16 protein-coding genes, 1 pseudogene and 3 CRISPR repeat arrays are annotated in these 17,037 nt (G+C 47.2%); of the genes and pseudogenes, 12 read left to right on the top strand and 5 right to left on the bottom strand.

What is annotated here, in order from left to right:
* Window positions 1-54: 54 nt before the first annotated feature.
* A CRISPR array of direct repeats spans window positions 55-683; the repeat unit is 30 nt; unit sequence GTTTCAAATCCTCATAGGTACGTTCAAAAC.
* A 545-nt stretch (window positions 684-1,228) separates the two neighbouring features.
* Window positions 1,229-1,318, bottom strand: a complete 90-nt coding sequence (locus PEH01S_RS35945; protein ID WP_281281552.1) for a putative holin-like toxin — start codon at window positions 1,316-1,318, stop codon at window positions 1,229-1,231.
* A 327-nt stretch (window positions 1,319-1,645) separates the two neighbouring features.
* Between PEH01S_RS35945 and cas6 the strand changes: the two genes are divergently transcribed.
* The 10 genes from cas6 to PEH01S_RS31840 all read left to right on the top strand — a co-directional run bounded on the left by cas6 (window position 1,646) and on the right by PEH01S_RS31840 (window position 12,787).
* On the top strand, window positions 1,646-2,377 hold the full coding sequence (gene cas6 / locus PEH01S_RS31885) for a CRISPR-associated endoribonuclease Cas6 (RefSeq protein WP_164828111.1): 732 nt from the start codon (window positions 1,646-1,648) through the stop codon (window positions 2,375-2,377).
* Window positions 2,378-2,463: 86 nt separating this feature from the next.
* Complete coding sequence (gene cas8b, locus PEH01S_RS31880) at window positions 2,464-4,539, top strand: type I-B CRISPR-associated protein Cas8b/Csh1 (protein ID WP_127490194.1); 2,076 nt, start codon at window positions 2,464-2,466, stop codon at window positions 4,537-4,539.
* A complete protein-coding gene (gene cas7b, locus PEH01S_RS31875) occupies window positions 4,529-5,449 on the top strand; it encodes a type I-B CRISPR-associated protein Cas7/Csh2 (RefSeq protein ID WP_127490193.1) in 921 nt (306 codons plus the stop codon). The genes cas8b and cas7b overlap by 11 nt, the downstream gene beginning before the upstream one ends.
* 8 nt (window positions 5,450-5,457) lie before the next feature.
* The gene (gene cas5 / locus PEH01S_RS31870) at window positions 5,458-6,228 is read left to right on the top strand and encodes a CRISPR-associated protein Cas5 (RefSeq protein ID WP_127490192.1); all 771 of its coding nucleotides are present in this window, start codon (window positions 5,458-5,460) and stop codon (window positions 6,226-6,228) included.
* Between the two features lie 36 nt (window positions 6,229-6,264).
* Entirely contained in the window at window positions 6,265-8,667 is a 2,403-nt protein-coding gene (cas3, locus tag PEH01S_RS31865; RefSeq protein ID WP_127490191.1) for a CRISPR-associated helicase Cas3', read from the top strand.
* 20 nt (window positions 8,668-8,687) lie between these two features.
* Window positions 8,688-9,227, top strand: a complete 540-nt coding sequence (gene cas4 / locus PEH01S_RS31860) for a CRISPR-associated protein Cas4 (RefSeq protein WP_127490190.1) — start codon at window positions 8,688-8,690, stop codon at window positions 9,225-9,227.
* Between the two features lie 36 nt (window positions 9,228-9,263).
* Window positions 9,264-10,256 carry a type I-B CRISPR-associated endonuclease Cas1b gene (cas1b, locus tag PEH01S_RS31855; RefSeq protein ID WP_127490189.1) on the top strand — a complete coding sequence of 331 codons (993 nt, stop codon included), beginning with the start codon at window positions 9,264-9,266 and terminating at the stop codon, window positions 10,254-10,256.
* 42 nt (window positions 10,257-10,298) lie between these two features.
* Entirely contained in the window at window positions 10,299-10,562 is a 264-nt protein-coding gene (cas2, locus tag PEH01S_RS31850; RefSeq protein WP_036678504.1) for a CRISPR-associated endonuclease Cas2, read from the top strand.
* A 152-nt stretch (window positions 10,563-10,714) separates the two neighbouring features.
* Window positions 10,715-11,416: a CRISPR direct-repeat array (repeat unit 30 nt; unit sequence GTTTTGAACGTACCTATGAGGAATTGAAAC).
* Between the two features lie 347 nt (window positions 11,417-11,763).
* A complete protein-coding gene (locus PEH01S_RS31845) occupies window positions 11,764-12,189 on the top strand; it encodes a GNAT family N-acetyltransferase (RefSeq protein WP_025849474.1) in 426 nt (141 codons plus the stop codon).
* A 22-nt stretch (window positions 12,190-12,211) separates the two neighbouring features.
* Window positions 12,212-12,787, top strand: a complete 576-nt coding sequence (locus PEH01S_RS31840; protein ID WP_127490188.1) for an AAA family ATPase — start codon at window positions 12,212-12,214, stop codon at window positions 12,785-12,787.
* Window positions 12,788-12,854: 67 nt separating this feature from the next.
* Here PEH01S_RS31840 and PEH01S_RS31835 read toward each other — a convergent pair whose 3' ends face one another.
* Window positions 12,855-13,280 carry a DUF3995 domain-containing protein gene (locus tag PEH01S_RS31835; RefSeq protein WP_127490187.1) on the bottom strand — a complete coding sequence of 142 codons (426 nt, stop codon included), beginning with the start codon at window positions 13,278-13,280 and terminating at the stop codon, window positions 12,855-12,857.
* Entirely contained in the window at window positions 13,277-13,882 is a 606-nt protein-coding gene (locus PEH01S_RS31830) for a TetR/AcrR family transcriptional regulator (RefSeq protein WP_127490186.1), read from the bottom strand. The genes PEH01S_RS31835 and PEH01S_RS31830 overlap by 4 nt, the downstream gene beginning before the upstream one ends.
* Window positions 13,883-14,299: 417 nt before the next feature.
* Window positions 14,300-15,129: a CRISPR direct-repeat array (repeat unit 30 nt; unit sequence GTTTAGAACGTACCTATGAGGAATTGAAAC).
* 47 nt (window positions 15,130-15,176) lie between these two features.
* Between PEH01S_RS31830 and PEH01S_RS31825 the strand changes: the two genes are divergently transcribed.
* Complete coding sequence (locus PEH01S_RS31825) at window positions 15,177-15,317, top strand: hypothetical protein (RefSeq protein ID WP_246063127.1); 141 nt, start codon at window positions 15,177-15,179, stop codon at window positions 15,315-15,317.
* 357 nt (window positions 15,318-15,674) lie between these two features.
* Here PEH01S_RS31825 and PEH01S_RS31820 read toward each other — a convergent pair whose 3' ends face one another.
* A complete protein-coding gene (locus PEH01S_RS31820; protein ID WP_127490185.1) occupies window positions 15,675-16,049 on the bottom strand; it encodes a hypothetical protein in 375 nt (124 codons plus the stop codon).
* Between the two features lie 159 nt (window positions 16,050-16,208).
* Between PEH01S_RS31820 and PEH01S_RS35940 the strand changes: the two genes are divergently transcribed.
* Window positions 16,209-16,331 carry a hypothetical protein gene (locus tag PEH01S_RS35940; protein ID WP_281281550.1) on the top strand — a complete coding sequence of 41 codons (123 nt, stop codon included), beginning with the start codon at window positions 16,209-16,211 and terminating at the stop codon, window positions 16,329-16,331.
* 235 nt (window positions 16,332-16,566) lie between these two features.
* On the opposite strand, the pseudogene PEH01S_RS35200 reads toward PEH01S_RS35940, so the two are convergent.
* Window positions 16,567-17,037, bottom strand: a pseudogene (locus PEH01S_RS35200) (hypothetical protein); the annotation flags it as partial.

The following is a 17,037-nucleotide window of genomic DNA, read 5'->3' as shown; positions in this document are numbered from 1 at the left end:
AAAGGTACGTTCAAAACAAAGAGATAGAGGAGGGGTACAGTTCATCCGACCATGGTTTCAAATCCTTAAAGGTACGTTCAAAACCGATCGAGGCGAGTACGGTTCTCCGAGAAACGTTGTTGTTTCAAATCCTAGTAGGTACGTTCAAAACTACTACGCCGCGCTGCATGACATCAATGGAGAGATGTTTCAAATCCTCGTAGGTACGTTCAAAACCGGCAATCAAAAACTTGAGCGTAAAGTACCATTTCACGGTTTCAAATCCTCATAGGTACGTTCAAAACTCAATGAGCCCTCCGACATGTCATCTGGATTAACCGAGTTTCAAATCCTCATAGGTACGTTCAAAACCAGGCGTTCAGCCGGGCGACAGGGTTGCTGTTTGCTTGTTTCAAATCCTCATAGGTACGTTCAAAACAGACAAAACAAAAGACCGCCCTAGCACGGACGGCCGAGTTTCAAATCCTCATAGGTACGTTCAAAACTCGCTTGCGGCCATTCTGCGTGCCTCGGTCATGCTGGTTTCAAATCCTCATAGGTACGTTCAAAACTACCGATGGCGAACGTCATCACACAGGAGTTTTTGTTGTTTCAAATCCTCATAGGTACGTTCAAAACTTGTGAACGAGCTATGAACCGTACATGTGTTCGTGGTTTCAAATCCTCATAGGTACGTTCAAAACCCATAAAAACCCTGCCACTACGCCATTCCTGCATATCCCATAATTTAGTTTTTCTAACGGCTAGCGTCACAATCCTTTTCGCCACGCGGCTATCCTTGTCGTCGATCCCCCGGCTTTTTTGCAGCATTGGGGGTCGACGACAAAATGAACATAGCTAAATTATAATGATTTGTCCTCTTTTTTCCAAGCTTTTAAAATTATTTACCTGTAGCATATTGTAGCTTGAATGGACTTCAAAGGAAATAAATAACATAATTCTTTGTTTGAGTGTCAAATTAGCGAGCCCCGATCATGTCTGAAATTAGAAGCGAAACAAACTACGTGGAGTTTAAGCATAAATGGAGTGAGCGATGATAAACAGCTTTTTCCTTGATTTTGACCGGGTTTTTTCTATTTATAGTTGCCAGTATAATTTCAATCATGATATGTTCAATTAGGAGGCTCATGCGCTAACATGGGTCTCAAGAACAATATCCGCTACAAGGGCGGTATGTTTTGAAAAACGGAATGAAGCTAGGCTCCCGGTCCGCTAAAACCAAGGGAGCCTACTTCTTTTTTAAGTAGGCAAGTAAAGCGAGGATGAACATGCCGAACATGAACATGGACATCAATGTTAAAGTATCTTTTATTTCCATGAACCTTACTCCTCTCGGGACAATGCAATCATGCTTTCCTTGTAAACATTGCATTGTTTGTCTATAATACATTGTTAAAAGTGATGACGAATTGAGTTACCTGTCCAGGAGTTGAAACTTTTTTCTTTTTGACAGTTGCGCATCTACCTATAAGGAAAATTGGCACTTTGAACTGATGGTCTTTGTGCCTCTTTTTTTAAAAATTGATGTTGATGATTTCACTTTATGTTATATAATGGGATCGCATCAAAAAGAAACAATATTAAAGAAAACAGGTGATTCCCTCTGCGAGTCAAAATAACGCTCCAATTCCCAGGCCAACTGATCGTGCCTGTACATCATTTCGAGCTGCTGCACGGACTAATCTATGCGAGCATTCGCAACGAGCAATATCGCGAACACCTTCATAACGAGGGCTACAAATACGAGAACCGCAATTTCAAAGGCTTCTGCTTTTCCAGGCTGCAAGGGAAGCACACCGCATCCGAAGGCAAACTCACTTTCAGCTCCCCGGTCTCCTTCTTGTTCTCCACCTGCGACGAACAGTTGATGAAAGAGCTCGTCTCCTCGCTATTTACCAAAGATTACGTGATGATCGGACATCAGCGGACAACCGTCCTTTCCGTTGAGCAGATCGAGGAAAAGATCAGCGAGCGCATGAGGATTCGTTTTCTTACTCCCGTTACGATGTACAGCACGTTCATGCATAATGATAAACGTAAAACCTACTTTTACGCTCCCACCGAAGATGACTTCAGCGAACTGATTGCTGCTAATGCCCGCAAGAAATACGAAGCCATCTTCGGCCAAGATCCGCTTGACCGCACACTCACCCTTACTCCTCTTGATAAGCGGCATCCCAAACAAGTCATTTTTACATTCAAAAAAACAATCATCAAAGGTTGGCTAGGCGAATTTATTCTGCAAGGAGATCCGGAGCTTCTGAAGCTTGTTTACGATGTGGGCCTTGGGGCAAAATCCTCCAACGGGGCAGGCTTATTCACCGTGGTAAGCCATCTGGATGCAAAGACAAAATGTGACAAAAACCGAAAAATTTAGGATAAAAGACCGATCCAAATATTCCAATAGTTGGTCCATATGGTATAATGGTCATGGCGCGATAAACAAGAGAGGGGGTTCATCCAATGATCGATGCTATCGCTTCATTGGGAAAACTGCAGTACAGCGAAGACCCGCAGCAGTTGATTCGTTCCTTGGTCCGCTTTCGGAGGCCTGACAGCAGCAAAGGAAAAGCCTATTATTTGATTCTTGATTTTTCGACAAAATCCAAAAAATGCGCCATACAGCTCCCTGAATTCAATACGACTCGGGAAGATTCCGACTATACACCTCAGCGACTTCATTATATCGGGATCGTTCCAGCGGCGGGATTACAGTACCATACGACGGGACATGATCTTCGGCATCTTTGTTCCCAGGTGCTGCCCGCCGTGCTGGACAAGCTGCCGGTAGATTCTCCGCTTGGAGACAGCATTCGGCGAGTGTTGGCGGATTATTTTGTGCTGGATATGGAGCTGGACCCGAAGAATCGCTATCGTTATTTATTGGACCTCGAAGCCGTCGGCATAGCGAATGCCGGCTTTACGGACAAAATTCGCAGCGAAGCCGCTGACAAAGAACGGCCCGGCCTTATAGCGAAAGAATTGCTGGATTGGATCAAAAGTGAAAGGCAAATTGCGCCGGAACAGATTGATCTGTTTGCCTTTAGCATTGATGGTCAACTGATTGCACGTCACCCCGATTATATCCGCGCTGTGCTTGACGATCAGGTATCAATGTTCGATAAAGCGCAGGAGGGCGTCTGCTGTATCACAGGACAGCAGGCCGAGGTCAGCGCCGACTTAACGAAGTTCAAATTCAAATATTACATTACAGATAAATTAAATTTCTCCAGTGGCTTGTCAGGAAAATTCGAACGCAATTTTCAATTGAGCCGCACGGGAGTCTGGCAGCTATTGTTAGGCGAACGATATATCATGAACCGGCTCCGGCTGCGTATCGGTTCCTTCAACCTCTATATGATTCCTGAATTTCTCGATTCGGCTGCCTACGACGCCGCAGAAATACGGGAGACGATTAATGAAGTATACAGCGATGTGCGCGCACTGGCGACTCAGAAGGAAGCCCGAAAGATCGAAGAAGGCCTGAAAAAAGAACTAGGCGTAATTGAGTCTTTGGAAGGCATTCGCACCCAGATGCTGATCAATCTTTTATTTTTTGAGGAAAATAAAAGTGAATTTAAAGTCTATCGTCATGTGAAGGATATCTCTCCGAGCCGTATCACGCTCATGCTAGACAAGGGAGATGAAGTCCGCCAATATTTTCAGGGCATAGCAGAACATTTTCATGCCAACAGACCTTCGCTGGAAAGCTTATATTATATGATTCCGCTGCAAGTGGACGGCAAGGGCAAAGTCAAAAATCCGCAAATGCTGATGCAGCTTTATGATTCGATCTTGTCCGGCCGCAAGCTTGATCGACGGGAGTTGATCGAAGCATTTGTTGCCCTGCTGGGAAGGGTATACCACGGAACGACAGGCGGCCTTCAGATTGGCAACAGGCGAGGTTTGTCTAGCGAACCGGGCAGTGATTTTGCATGGATACGCTTGCTTTGGGAACAAATGCATTATATTCGCTGGCTGGAGGAAATCGGGAATTTGAAGCGGGAAGGGGTAGGCGGTATGGCGATTGAATTATTGGCAGGATTGGAGAAGGAGCAGGAGCATATTCGAGCTTCCGGCTTCGACGAGGCGAGAGCCGCTATGTTTTTACTGGGAGGCGCGATCAAATTCGTCGCCGACGCACAGCAGGCGAAGCTCAAATCCAAGCCTATTATGCAGAAGATTAACTTTAAGGGGATATCCGAGCATCTTTTGCAAAGGCTGATCGCAGAAGTGTTCGAAAAGGCTGAATACTATCGCAAAGCCTATGAATACTTCCCACGATACCGATTTGACGCTTTTTATTCCGAGTTGATCCGGCTGCTCGATTTATCCGGATTCTCGATAACGCGACATTGGAAATTGAACGAGCAGGAAACGCTTCACTACATTTTATCCGGTTATACCTTTCAGGTTGGCATTAGCATGAAACCGCGCGAGTATAACGGGGGACAAGCAGCGGACGGACAACCGGATGAATACCGGGCGGCCGACGCCGATCCTATCTTAGATGAAGGGGAGCATGACGATGAACAATAGCGAAATCTTGTTTCTGTACGATGCCAAGATGACCAACCCGAATGGAAACGTCGACGATGAGAACCGTCCGCGGATGGACTACGAATCGAAACGCAATCTGGTTTCCGATGTTCGGCTCAAGCGCTATGTCCGCGATTACTTGGAGCTACAAGGTAAATCGCTGTACGTAGGGAAGGTGGACGGCAAAACGGTCAATGCCGAGAAGCGGCTCGAACCTTTGTTGGCGGAGCTTCCGGGAAAAGTGGACAAGAAAACCTGGAACGCCGAGCATGAAGCATGGCTCCTGGATCAACTGATCGATGTGCGCTTATTCGGAGCGACGATGGCGGTGAAAGGGATGCCGCTTACGTTTACGGGGCCGGTGCAGTTTTCCTGGGGCTATTCGCTCAATCCGGTGACGGTCATGGAAAGTACGATTACCACGCATTTCAGCTCGACGGGCGAACAAGGACAAGGCACGATGGGCCGGGATTACCGGGTCGTTTATTCGTTCTTGTCTTTCTATGGGCTTATCAGCGGGAAACGGGCACAGTGGACCAGATTGACAGAGGACGATGTGCGGCTACTGGACGAGGCGCTGGTGAGATCTATTCCGCTTCTTGCAACCCGCAGCAAAATCGGTCAAAGCCCCCGACTCTATATGCGTGTAGAATATGTAGACGATCTGACTTTGATCGGAGATTGGCGAGACAAGCTTGACCCGCTGGGGGACTCACTCAACCAAATCAATGACGTTGAGCTGAACGCGGAACGGTTAATGACGAAGCTGGAGCAAGTCAAGGACAAGATTCACCGTATCCATCTATGGGAAGATACGGATTTAAAAGTTAGCTCTAAAGGCGCAGCGGGTGCGTTTAGCGAATTGCTTCCTTCCGCACTACAGACCAAATTGCAACGCATCGACGGTTAGGTGAGCTTATGAAAACGGTCGTTTTTGAAGTGCGGGGGAGTTTCGCGCATTTCCGCAAGTTTTATGCCAATTCAACCTCGCTCAGCTACGAATTTCCCCCGAGGACAACAGCGTGCGGGATGATCGCCGCTATTTTGGGGCTGGAAAGGGACAGCTATTACGAGCTGATGAGTGAGGAGCAAGCCTTTGTCTGCGTACAGATCATGGAGCCTGTCAAACGGATGAGTCAGACCGTCAATTACATGTGGGTCAAAGGGACGAAAGATTTGAACGGCTCCGCAGGTCCGATGCAAATTCCGGTGGAATGGGTGACGAGCATTGACGGCGTCGGCAAAGGGGAAGTAGGCTACCGGATTTATTTTTCCCACCGCGATGAAGCGCTGCAGGAGAAGGTGAGCAGTCTGCTCAAAGAGAATCAAACGTATTATCCTATCTATCTCGGACTTAGCGAGGCGCTGGGCCATGTTCGTTGGATCGGCGAATTCGAATTGGAGCACGTGGACAAGTCCGAAGAGTTGATTGAAATCGCTACCGTCTGCCCGATCGAGCAATTGCAGGATATCTCCTATATGCAAGCAGGAGAAGGAGGTCCGGTTAGAAAATACATGCGGGATCGTATCCCTTGCGATTTTGCCGCTGATCGCCGTTTGACCGGAGTCGCTCAAGTGATCTACGAACCGAACGGCCGCCCCATTACGGCAAGGGTGAAGCACAAAGTATACCGCCTGCGGATCAATGACGAGTTGTTGTATGTCTTACCGCTTACGAGCCGGGAATAGATTACTGTGATCACAAGCGTCGGGGAGGTTGAACCTATGCGTTTTTGTTCTCATCCGGATCGGGAATTATCCGACCATGTGCAGGATGTTCATCGACGTATGCTTTCGATGCTTGAGCGAACACCGCTAGAAGAAGCGGAGCGGGATGTGTGGACGCGCCTGCTCCGCCTTCTTGCTTCCTGTCACGATTTCGGCAAGTATACAAGCTTCTTTCAAAAGCATCTTGCCGGCGACCGCAGCATCGGGAAAGAAAGCTACCATTCTCTCCTTGGAGCTTTGTTCGGTTCGTATGTACGGGAGCAGAGTCGGTCTTCCGCTACGGATTGGAAGCAGCTTGAGCATTATGTGCCATTGATCGTTTATTTTATTATTCTTCAGCATCACAGCCATTTGCGGGATTTTGCCGAAATGGTCCCGTCAAAGCAGGATTATCTTGCCGCCCAGTTGCAGGATATTAGGCACCATGTGCGTGAAATTGAGCACGATCTGGGTCAGTCTTTCCCGGAGCTTGCACCTCATTTGCTTACTTTCCTCGACTACTTCGAAGAACACATGAACCAACTAAGCGGAAAACATAATTTTGTACCGCGATTTTTCCGCCAGCTTCCAGAGTATGATTTGTCTTTAGCGTTGATGGTGCAGGTGGCCTTCTCTTTTCTGATTGACGCAGACAAGCATAGTGCAGCGAAAAACGATAGCGTGACCCCAAGTCAACTTTCTCCGGAGCTTGTCGAAGCTTACCGGATACGTCAGTTTGCCCCGGTCGTTGAGAATGATGATACGATGGTGGTGAAACGCAATCTCGTCAAGCGGATTGTGACGAAGAATGTCTCGCGAATAGAACTGTCCAGGTCGTTCCATACGTTTACTTCGCCCACCGGGACGGGAAAAACACTTGCTGCGCTCGAAGGAGCGCTACTGCTGCGAGACCGCTTGAGCAAGCAAGGGTCTCCGCCACGCCGGATTATCTACGTACTTCCCTTCACAAGCATCATTGATCAAAACTACACCGTAATCCAGAATGTCATTACGCAGGGGGAAACGAATTCCCAGCTGGTATTAAAACATCACTACATGAGCGAGATCGAATACGGGAAAGAGGACGGGACGGAGGAGCTTCCGCTTGACCGGCAGCTAATGTTTATCGAGAGCTGGGAGTCTGAAGTCATCGTCACTACCTATGTTCAACTGCTGCATACGATGCTAAGCAATCAGAACCGGCAATTGAAGAAGCTTCATAATTTGGCGGGTTCGATTGTCATTTTGGACGAGGTGCAAAATATTCCGTTTGCTTATTGGTTGCTTACCGAGCAGCTGTGCAAGGCTTACAGCAAGCAGTTCGATAACAAATGGATCTTGTTAACGGCCACCCAGCCGAAAATCTTTCCCGACTCCGATACGGTGGAGTGGTTGGACCATCCGGAATACCCCAATACCCGTTTTTTTGTCGATATGAATCGGACGCAAATCCGCTTGTTTGGCGAACGTTATTTGGAGCTGGAAGAATGGCTGGAGGCGGCGTATGACGAGGCGGAAAAAGTTTCTTCGACTCTTATTATCGTCAATACGATTGCCACTTCGACTCAGGTGTATGATTACTTTTGCGAACGAATGGGCGACGATAGCGACGAGGTTGTCTACTACTTGTCCGCAAATCTGATCTTTGAGCACCGTAAAAGGGTATTGAAACGGGTACGTCAACGGCTGGATAACGGTCTGCCTGTAATACTCGTCTCTACGCAGGTGGTCGAAGCGGGCGTGGATGTCGATTTCCATTGCGTGATCCGGGATTTGGGACCGATGGATTCGATCATTCAGGCCGCCGGGCGATGCAATCGTCATGGCCGAAGGACGACGCCGGGACCCGTGGTGATCATCCCGCTGCATAAGGCAATCGCCAAAAAGGCGGATTCGGCCATCGTATACGGTCAGGATGCTTATATCGCTTTAGAAACGATAAGGGAGTTCCGGGCAGAACATGGCGACGGGGCTATACCGGAGAAAGCTTATCAGCAAATGGTGGATAGATACTATGAAAAGCTGCTTTATCTAAAGGAGAACGGCGAATCTCGCAAGAGGCTAGCTCAGCTTCAAAAGCTGGAATTTGACAAGCTGTCGGACTTCTCACTTATCCCGAAGAAAAACCGGACGATTCCCGTATATGTCCAATACAATTGGAAGGCGGCCTGGCTTTGGAATTACTTTGTGGAACATGTATGTAAAGAAAAAGATTTAAACCGCAGACGCGAAAATTATTTGCGCTGCAAAACGAAGCTGAGGCAGTTTCAAATGGATGTCGATTGCCGTTATGTTCGTAATCGGGAGTTGGCGTATGGTTTTGTCCTGATCCGGCCGGAGTGGGTAGAGGCAGATCAGTACTATGACCGGCGAACGGGATGGATACGCGATCCGAACGATGAAGAGGCGTTTATTTGGTAACGGATGGGAGGAGAACGGCGATGAACGACTCCGCGGCACCGGACACGGGAAGCGATGCCGAGTCTATTCAAGGGATTACCGGTACATTCATCTGGTACTATTACATCTGCAAGCGTGAGGTTTGGCTGATGTCCCGGCAGATTGTGCCGGACCAGCAGGATGAGAATATGGATTGGGGCCGCTTTCTTCATGAGCAGGCCTACGCCCGCGAGAAGAAAGAGGTTGCTTGGGAGTCGGTGAAGATGGACACCGTGACGAGCAAGCAAGGGGAACTCGTAGTGGCCGAGGTGAAGAAGACCTCATCGTATATAAAAAGCGCCACCATGCAGCTGTTATTTTACCTGTACACCCTTAAAATGGCCGGAATTGACGCGCGAGGCGAGCTGCGTTTTCCAGAGGAACGGCGCAAGGAGCCGGTTCAATTGGATGACGCTCGGGAGGGCGAGCTTCAAGAAGCGATTCGGCAGATTCGCCGCATCATCAACCAAGACGTACCGCCCAAGCCGGAAAAAATCAAATTTTGCGGGAAATGCGCTTACCGTGAGTTTTGTTGGGCCTAGCCTTAGGGACGAATCACCGAGCTTGGAGGGAAATCTTTGAAGAAGACCATTTATATTTTTCAATCCGGCGAATTGAAGCGTAAGGACAATACGTTATACTTTGAAGGCGAAGAGGGCCGGAAGTTTATCCCGGTAGAGGATACGCAAGAATTGATGATATTCGGCGAGGTCAATTTGAACAAGTCGCTGCTCGAGTTTTGTTCGCAGAAAGAGATTATTCTGCATTTTTTTAACTATTACGGGTATTATACAGGCAGCTTTTATCCGCGGGAGCATCTGAATTCGGGGTATATGATTCTCAAGCAGGCGGAGTACTATTCGGATGAGGCGAAGCGCTATGAAATTGCGCAGGCGTTTGTCCGTGGCGCTGCTCATAACATTTTGCGGGTGTTGAAATATTATCGTTCGAGGAATAAGGATGTCGGCGCGGCGATCGATACGATTGAAGCCTTGGTGGCGAATTCGGCCGCGGCCCGGACGATACCGGAGCTTATGGCCTACGAGGGGAATATTCGGGAGAGTTACTATAAAGCGTTCGATGTTATTTTGGATCACCCGGATTTCAAGTTCGGCCAACGTTCCAAACGTCCGCCAAAAAACGAGCTTAATGCGTTAATCAGTTTCGGCAATTCGATCCTATATACGCAGGTGCTGAGCGAAATTTATCATACCCACCTAGACCCGCGGATCGGTTATTTGCACACGACGAATTTACGAAGATTTTCGCTGAATTTGGATGTGGCAGAGATTTTCAAGCCGGTGCTTGTAGATCGTTTACTGTTTTCATTGATTGGCAAAAAACAGTTGACGAAAGAGCATTTTGTTAAAGAAACGGGAGGCATCTTGCTCACGGAAAAGGGCCGGAAGCTGTTTATTACCGAATGGGAAGGGAAATTGAAGACGACGATCAAGCACCGGGAGCTGAATAAGGAGGTTAGTTACCGCAGGCTGCTGCGCATGGAGCTTTATAAGCTGCAAAAGCATTTCATGGGCGAGAAAAGCTATGAGCCGTTCGAGGCTTTATGGTAAGGCCGGGCGTGTGTTAGCTGGTTCTGGAAAGAGGTGATGCTTCTGTTTGCGATCATTGTGTACGATGTTGGGGAGAAACGCGTAGCCCGCGTACTCAAGACATGCCGTAAATATTTGAACTGGGTCCAAAACTCCGTGCTTGAAGGGGAAATTACGGAGACAAATCTGAAGAAACTGAAGGCGGAGCTGAATAAAATTATCGAAGACGATGAGGACTCGGTTATTTTTTATACGTGGCGTACCCAAAAGTACTCGGATCGGGAGATCATGGGGTTGGAAAAAGGTGGACAAAGCCTTATAATTTAACTATGTTTTTTGTCGTCGACCCCCAATGCTGCAAAAACACCCGGGGGTCGACGACAACGATAGTCGCGCTGCAGAAGGGATTGCGGCGGTAGCTGTTGGAGAAACGAAATTGCGGGATATGCGGGAAAGGCGTAGTAGAGGGATTGTTACGGGTTTTGAACGTACCTATGAGGAATTGAAACCCTTTTAAAGAAGCGAAAGGACCGAATGGCTGCGGAAAGGTTTTGAACGTACCTATGAGGAATTGAAACCCCGTCTTGACCTCGCTGTAGACGAAAAGAGGTACCGTTTTGAACGTACCTATGAGGAATTGAAACCCGTATGCCTGTCTATATGACAAGCAAATTTTTGTGTTTTGAACGTACCTATGAGGAATTGAAACCTTCACGTCCTTTCCGGAATTCATGGCTGCCGAGTTGGGTTTTGAACGTACCTATGAGGAATTGAAACACGCCGTTCGCCAAGACAACAAACTTTGTGATCTTCCGTTTTGAACGTATCTATGAGGAATTGAAACTGGTATGGCGGTATACGTACGGATTCCATCGGGACGACGTTTTGAACGTACCTATGAGGAATTGAAACCCGTTGATTTGTGTGTTGACAGAGTTTATCAAACTGGTTTTGAACGTACCTATGAGGAATTGAAACCGACGATCTTCTCCTGTACGGCCGCCGGCACCAGTACGTTTTGAACGTACCTATGAGGAATTGAAACAGCGCATAGAAAACGAAGTAGAACCGGAGGAAGCAGCGGGTTTTGAACGTACCTATGAGGAATTGAAACCCCGCTACTTTTTCGTCGGCAGCGGGAGTTTCCAACGGTTTTGAACGTACCTATGAGGAATTGAAACAGCCCAGCAATGTCTGCGACGGTTGCGGCCTTGGAAAAAGGTGGGCGAAGGCTTTTAATTATGCAATTTGTCGTCGACCCCCAATGCTGCAAAATATCGGGAGATCGACGACAATGATAGCAGCGAGGTGGAAGGGGTTACAGTTATTTACTCTAGTCGATATGTAATTTTGGGATATATAGAAATGGCTTAACGGCGGGATTTTTATGGGTTTAGAACATACCTACAAGGAATTGAAATTCGCTTAGCGCCGTCGCAGTTGGCAGCGCAGCCGAAGTTTAGAACGTACCTATAAGGAATTGTAACGGGAGCCCGTAACCTGGGTATTGTTAAAAGGAGTTGAGCGGATGACGACGGAAGTACGAATGGCTACAGCCGACGATGCGGCAGACCTTGCAAGATTGAACCAAGCTTTTAACGGCGGGGAGTTGTTGCCTGCGTCGGAAATTATTGAGAGCATGAACCGAAACAGCGAATTGATCGTTGTAGCGACCATGAATGGTAGAGTCGTAGGCTTTGCTTGCGCACAAAGCTACAAGTCGTTTTGCTATCGGGAAGGGCTGGGAGAAATCACCGAAATGTATATCGAACAAGCAGCCCGGAGAAAGGGACTTGCCACCTCCATGATTGCCTTGTTGGAAGACAAGCTGGCAGAGCGCGGAGTAAAGGTGATAAAAATACTAACGGGCAGCGATAACGACCCGGCCATCAAAACCTATGAACGCTGCGGTTATGTTAAAGACGATGAGATCTTTCTTCAAAAAGAACTATAGCCTGTGGCGGGAGAGTTAAAAAATGACGGACCATGAATTGTTCAGAAAAGATTTTATTGTGATCACCGGCGGGCCAGGTGCAGGGAAAACCACCCTGCTGAATGAACTACAGAGAAGCGGCTATCCATACGTTCCGGAAGTCGCCAGAGAAATCATTCAAGCCGAGATGTCTTACGACGGGGATGCCTTGCCTTGGAAAAAGGCAATCAAATATCGCGACCTCATGCTGGATAGATCGATCGAAAGCTACCATAGAGCGCTGTCCAATCGATCGGGGCACACGTTGTTCTTTGACAGAGGCATCCCTGATACATTGGCATACACTAATTTAATCCGTGCTCCCATTTCAGAGAGGCTGGAATCGGCAGTTCAGAAGTACAGATACAACAAACAAGTGTTTATTTTACCGCCTTGGAAAGAAATCTACCAAACGGACAGCGAAAGAGTACAGGATTTTGAAGAGGCGCTTGCCACGTATCACATCCTGTTTGAAACGTACAAGCAATTGGATTACGAATTGATCGTCGTACCCACCTTATCGGTTGACCAAAGAGCGGCGTTTGTTCTCGGCCATGTGGGGCTAATTCCAACCGACTGAGCGCCTTGCTGCAAAATTTTGATTCCGGTGCCAACCGAATTAAAAGCCTTCCTCAATCCCCCGGCACTCACCCTCCTATTCGGATCGCCAATATAAAAGCAAGACAAAGCCACAAACATAGAGGCGTAAACAAATAACTATCCAAGGTGGCGAAGCGCGTTCCTCGTACCCGTTTTGTTAGGCCCACGTACCGGAAATCGCCGATGGCTCGCAGTCCGAATACGATTGCGCATACCCAGCAGCCCCACGTAACGACAAAAAAGCCGGAAAATGCTTGGACAAGTCCCGCTTCCATCAACAGCAGCACCGCTGCAGCAATCAGGAGAACAGCGACGGCAAGTGTCGCGAGCTTACCCGGTACGAAAGCGGGCTGCTGTGCTTTGGTCTCCGGTATTACGCCACCCGAACCCCAGGTGCCGCCGAAGGCCCAATAAACGTGAAGACCGCTGATGCCGATAAGCAGCAGGGCAGAGATGATGATGATGGTTATCATTGTTCTACTACTCCTCCCGAACGAATGCCTTCCCACACGATATCGAAATGTCGCTGGAATAGCGTCTCGATTTGGATCGCAGCGGTGTCTCCCGAAAGCCAAATCATTAGCGAGTTGAAATAAACGCCGGTCAACACCGCCGCGATATCTTCGCTGGCCGCTTGCGTCGTGAGCAGCCCTTTGTCTTTTGCATCTTCAAGGAGCGCAGCGAGCGCTTGCCTGAACTTTTCAACGATTCTCATTTCGGCATCGATGAACATGTCGGCACGCATCATTTCCGACACGACCAGTCTGACCATGTCCGGTTGTTCGGCGTATTGATGAAACAAGTTACTGAAGAGGTGCAGCAGTTGTTGCTTCAGACCCGGTATGTTTTTGTTGCGCTGGATGCTTTCATGGACGGATTTGAGCTGGGATACGGCTAGATGAAGCAGTACGGCTTCTTTCTTCGGAAAGTAATTATAGAACGTTCCCTTTGCGATCCCGCAGGCTTGCGTAATTTCTTCGACCGTTACGTTGTCGAAGCCTTTTTCTTTGAACAGCTTTATGGACTGTGCGAAAATGAGATTTTTCAGTTCTTGCTTTCGGGATGCTCTAAGCATGGGGGAGGGTCACCGCCTTATTAAGAAAATGACTTTGGTCATTTTATGACTTTGGTCATGATTTTACTCCTGTTTTTGGTATTGTTCAAGTATCAAAAAAGATACGAAGTATTCGAAGTTTGTGGTAAGGTAGAAGTGCGAGGTTTTTCCAACGATTATTTATTGAAAAAGGCCGGGAATTGAGGAGTACCAAAAATATTTGCAAAGGCTTAAAATTCAGTAAATCACGATCTTGGAAAAAGGTGGACGAAAGCTTATAATTCAATTATGCAATTTGTCGTCGACCCCCAATGCTGCAAAAATCCCGGGGGATCGACGACAAGGATAGCAGCGCGGTAGAAGGGATTACGGTATTTTCTGTGGTCGATATATCATTTTGGGACATGTAGAAATGGCTTAACGGCGGGATTTTGATGGGTTTAGAACGTACCTATGAGGAATTGAAACCGTGATAAACTTTGGGTGAAGACGAACTATCAAGTGTTTAGAACGTACCTATGAGGAATTGAAACGAGCCCAGCCAACTTCTTCCCGGATCCGAAGGTGCACGTTTAGAACGTACCTATGAGGAATTGAAACTTTGACGGCAGGATGGTCGCGGGCTTCGAAACTCCCGAGTTTAGAACGTACCTATGAGGAATTGAAACTTCACTTTGATTTGTTTAAAACGGTCTGACAGAGACGTTTAGAACGTACCTATGAGGAATTGAAACATCGCCGCGAGAAGGCCTTCCAAGAGGTTGACCTCGTTTAGAACGTACCTATGAGGAATTGAAACTATGAAATTACAACTTGTCCTGAATTTTTACATCGTCGTTTAGAACGTACCTATGAGGAATTGAAACTGGGGCAAGAGATAGCTCGAGTGATGAGTGGGATTCTGCCAGTTTAGAACGTACCTATGAGGAATTGAAACGTTTTACAAGAATTTAATCTAAAGCCTTCTGATTTTAGGTTTAGAACGTACCTATGAGGAATTGAAACTGGATAACACCATTAAGGGATTAACAGCCGGATTAGGGTTTAGAACGTACCTATGAGGAATTGAAACGGCTTCGATACACGGCTGCATATTGAAGTTTATTTTCGGTTTAGAACATACCTATGAGGAATTGAAACTTTCTTTTCGCGGGTTACTCCTATGCGGAACCTCAGTTTAGAACGTACCTATGAGGAATTGAAACAGGTCATGACCATTCAGATAAACGACGCCGATCCCTCAGGTCGTACCTATGAGGAATTGAAACATTTTCCCAAAAGCGCGCATACTAAGAACAACTTGGATGAGTCCGGCATGGAAGGAATGGATGCAAAGAGGCAGGAGGCGGAACAGGCTGGGGACGGCACCGCGGCCGCAGCGTATGAGCAGCAGGCCGATTACATTCATTGGCTGGCGAATGAGCTAAGAAAAGCATCCGGGCAGCCGACGACATAGAATTTAAAGGGCAAGGGTCACTACCGTTTATATTGCGATGTGACCCTTGTTTCTAGCGTTTTCTCTTAAAATTAATAACTAATGCCAAGGTAGCAAGGGGGCCGATAATAAGAGAAATGAAAAACCAAAATAATCCATTGAGATTCTTACTTTGAGCAAGCCCTGTGTTTACAAGCGCAAGCGAAATCCAGTAAATAAGATGATATTCTATCTAAAGCACCTCCCAATTATTTCAAGGTTGGGATGCTGTCATTATACCAAATTTTTTGCCATGCCTTTATTGATGTTATTTAGAGTATTCCCTTCAAATTTTGCATGGCCTGTACGCCCATCCCCTTTTAAATAGCCGATAAGAGTTTATTCAATGAAGCCCCCAGCGGGAACCATTTTGGCCGTCCAATTCTGCCTTGCATATGCTTCGCTTCCAGAGGTTTCTTTACTTGCTGCCCCGTTTTCACTAATAATTACTCCGGGGTTATAGTTTCTATGAGCTCCATTGGCATCAACAACTTTTGTGGCACGTCCATTAGTAAGGTCGAACCTGTAAGTAAGTGTCAGGTAAAAAGTTGTAATGCTGATACCCATCACAGTCGAATCCCATTGAGCATTCAATGTATTAGGCAGGTCGGAAAGAAATTTAACTTTCGTTTCTACTGGCACCCCCTCAATCATCACAGTCTGATTTTTAAGTTCCAACGCTTTCCCAATTTCAGAGGATTGAATAACTTTCAAAAATTTTCTTGATCGTAGGAAGAAAGAGGTTTGAATTTTTCCAATACCACACTTGCGCCGGGATCAGCCTTTGTTTCTCCGTCAAATATTCCACATACCCGGAAACCGTTAAGGAATTACTTTGACTAGGGGCAGCAGAAGCCACTGAGTGTTTGACTTATGAAAAAAGCATTTCTATCCTTGATGATGGGGTTGATTTTATTAGGTGGTATTATTCCGGTTCAACAACCAACGCATCCAACAAATGTGACAGCCCGTGACGATCACGGATGGGGCGGCTGAAATAAATAAGAGTCCCGGCCAGTAGTCGAAGGCTCTTTTATTTGTTTTGTTGCACTGGCCGGGCTGCGTCATGGAGTGGATATATCGCCACAGGGGATAGATATTTATTTCAAAATCGCTCACAGAATTTACAACAACCAAGCTCCTATATCGATGGGAAGGGGCTATTTGAACGGAGTCCCCACCAGTCCAATGTGAACTAGTCAGAGACTCCTTTCTTGCGTATTTCATGAAACTAAGTGCTTAGAACGCCACCAGTAAGTCCAGCAAAGTTTATGGTAATTGTTTGGATGCCCGTTAAACTATTCCCTGTGGCCTGCAGAGTATAGGTATGGGTGCCAGTAAGCGGAACAACGTCACAAGTGGTGATAGCAGTCGTAATGGGGCTTACAGATGCCGGTGAATCGATTGCTCTACCAATTACAGTGCTATCATCACGAACGATTGTTAAGGTGAAGGTGTTGTTTGCAGTAGTTGGTGTCCACGTTATATAGGAGGTCAACGATACTACGTTAGTTGCTGCCGCAACACTAACGGTTACAGTTAATACAGTGGACGTTGGGGTTGCTGCGGTCAAAACTATGGGTGGTGTACCGGCATACTTTGTACAATTAAATCCAGTTAAAATCCCCGGTACTCCTCGGGGTCCTTGGAGACCTTGAACGCCTTGAGGTCCTTGGCCACCTTGAGGTCCTTGAGCACCCTG

It is taken from the genome of Paenibacillus ehimensis NBRC 15659, from assembly GCF_004000785.1.
Classification (GTDB): domain Bacteria; phylum Bacillota; class Bacilli; order Paenibacillales; family NBRC-103111; genus Paenibacillus_G; species Paenibacillus_G ehimensis.
Note: the sequence above shows the minus strand (reverse complement) of the source record. Positions and strands in the feature narration are given on the sequence as shown.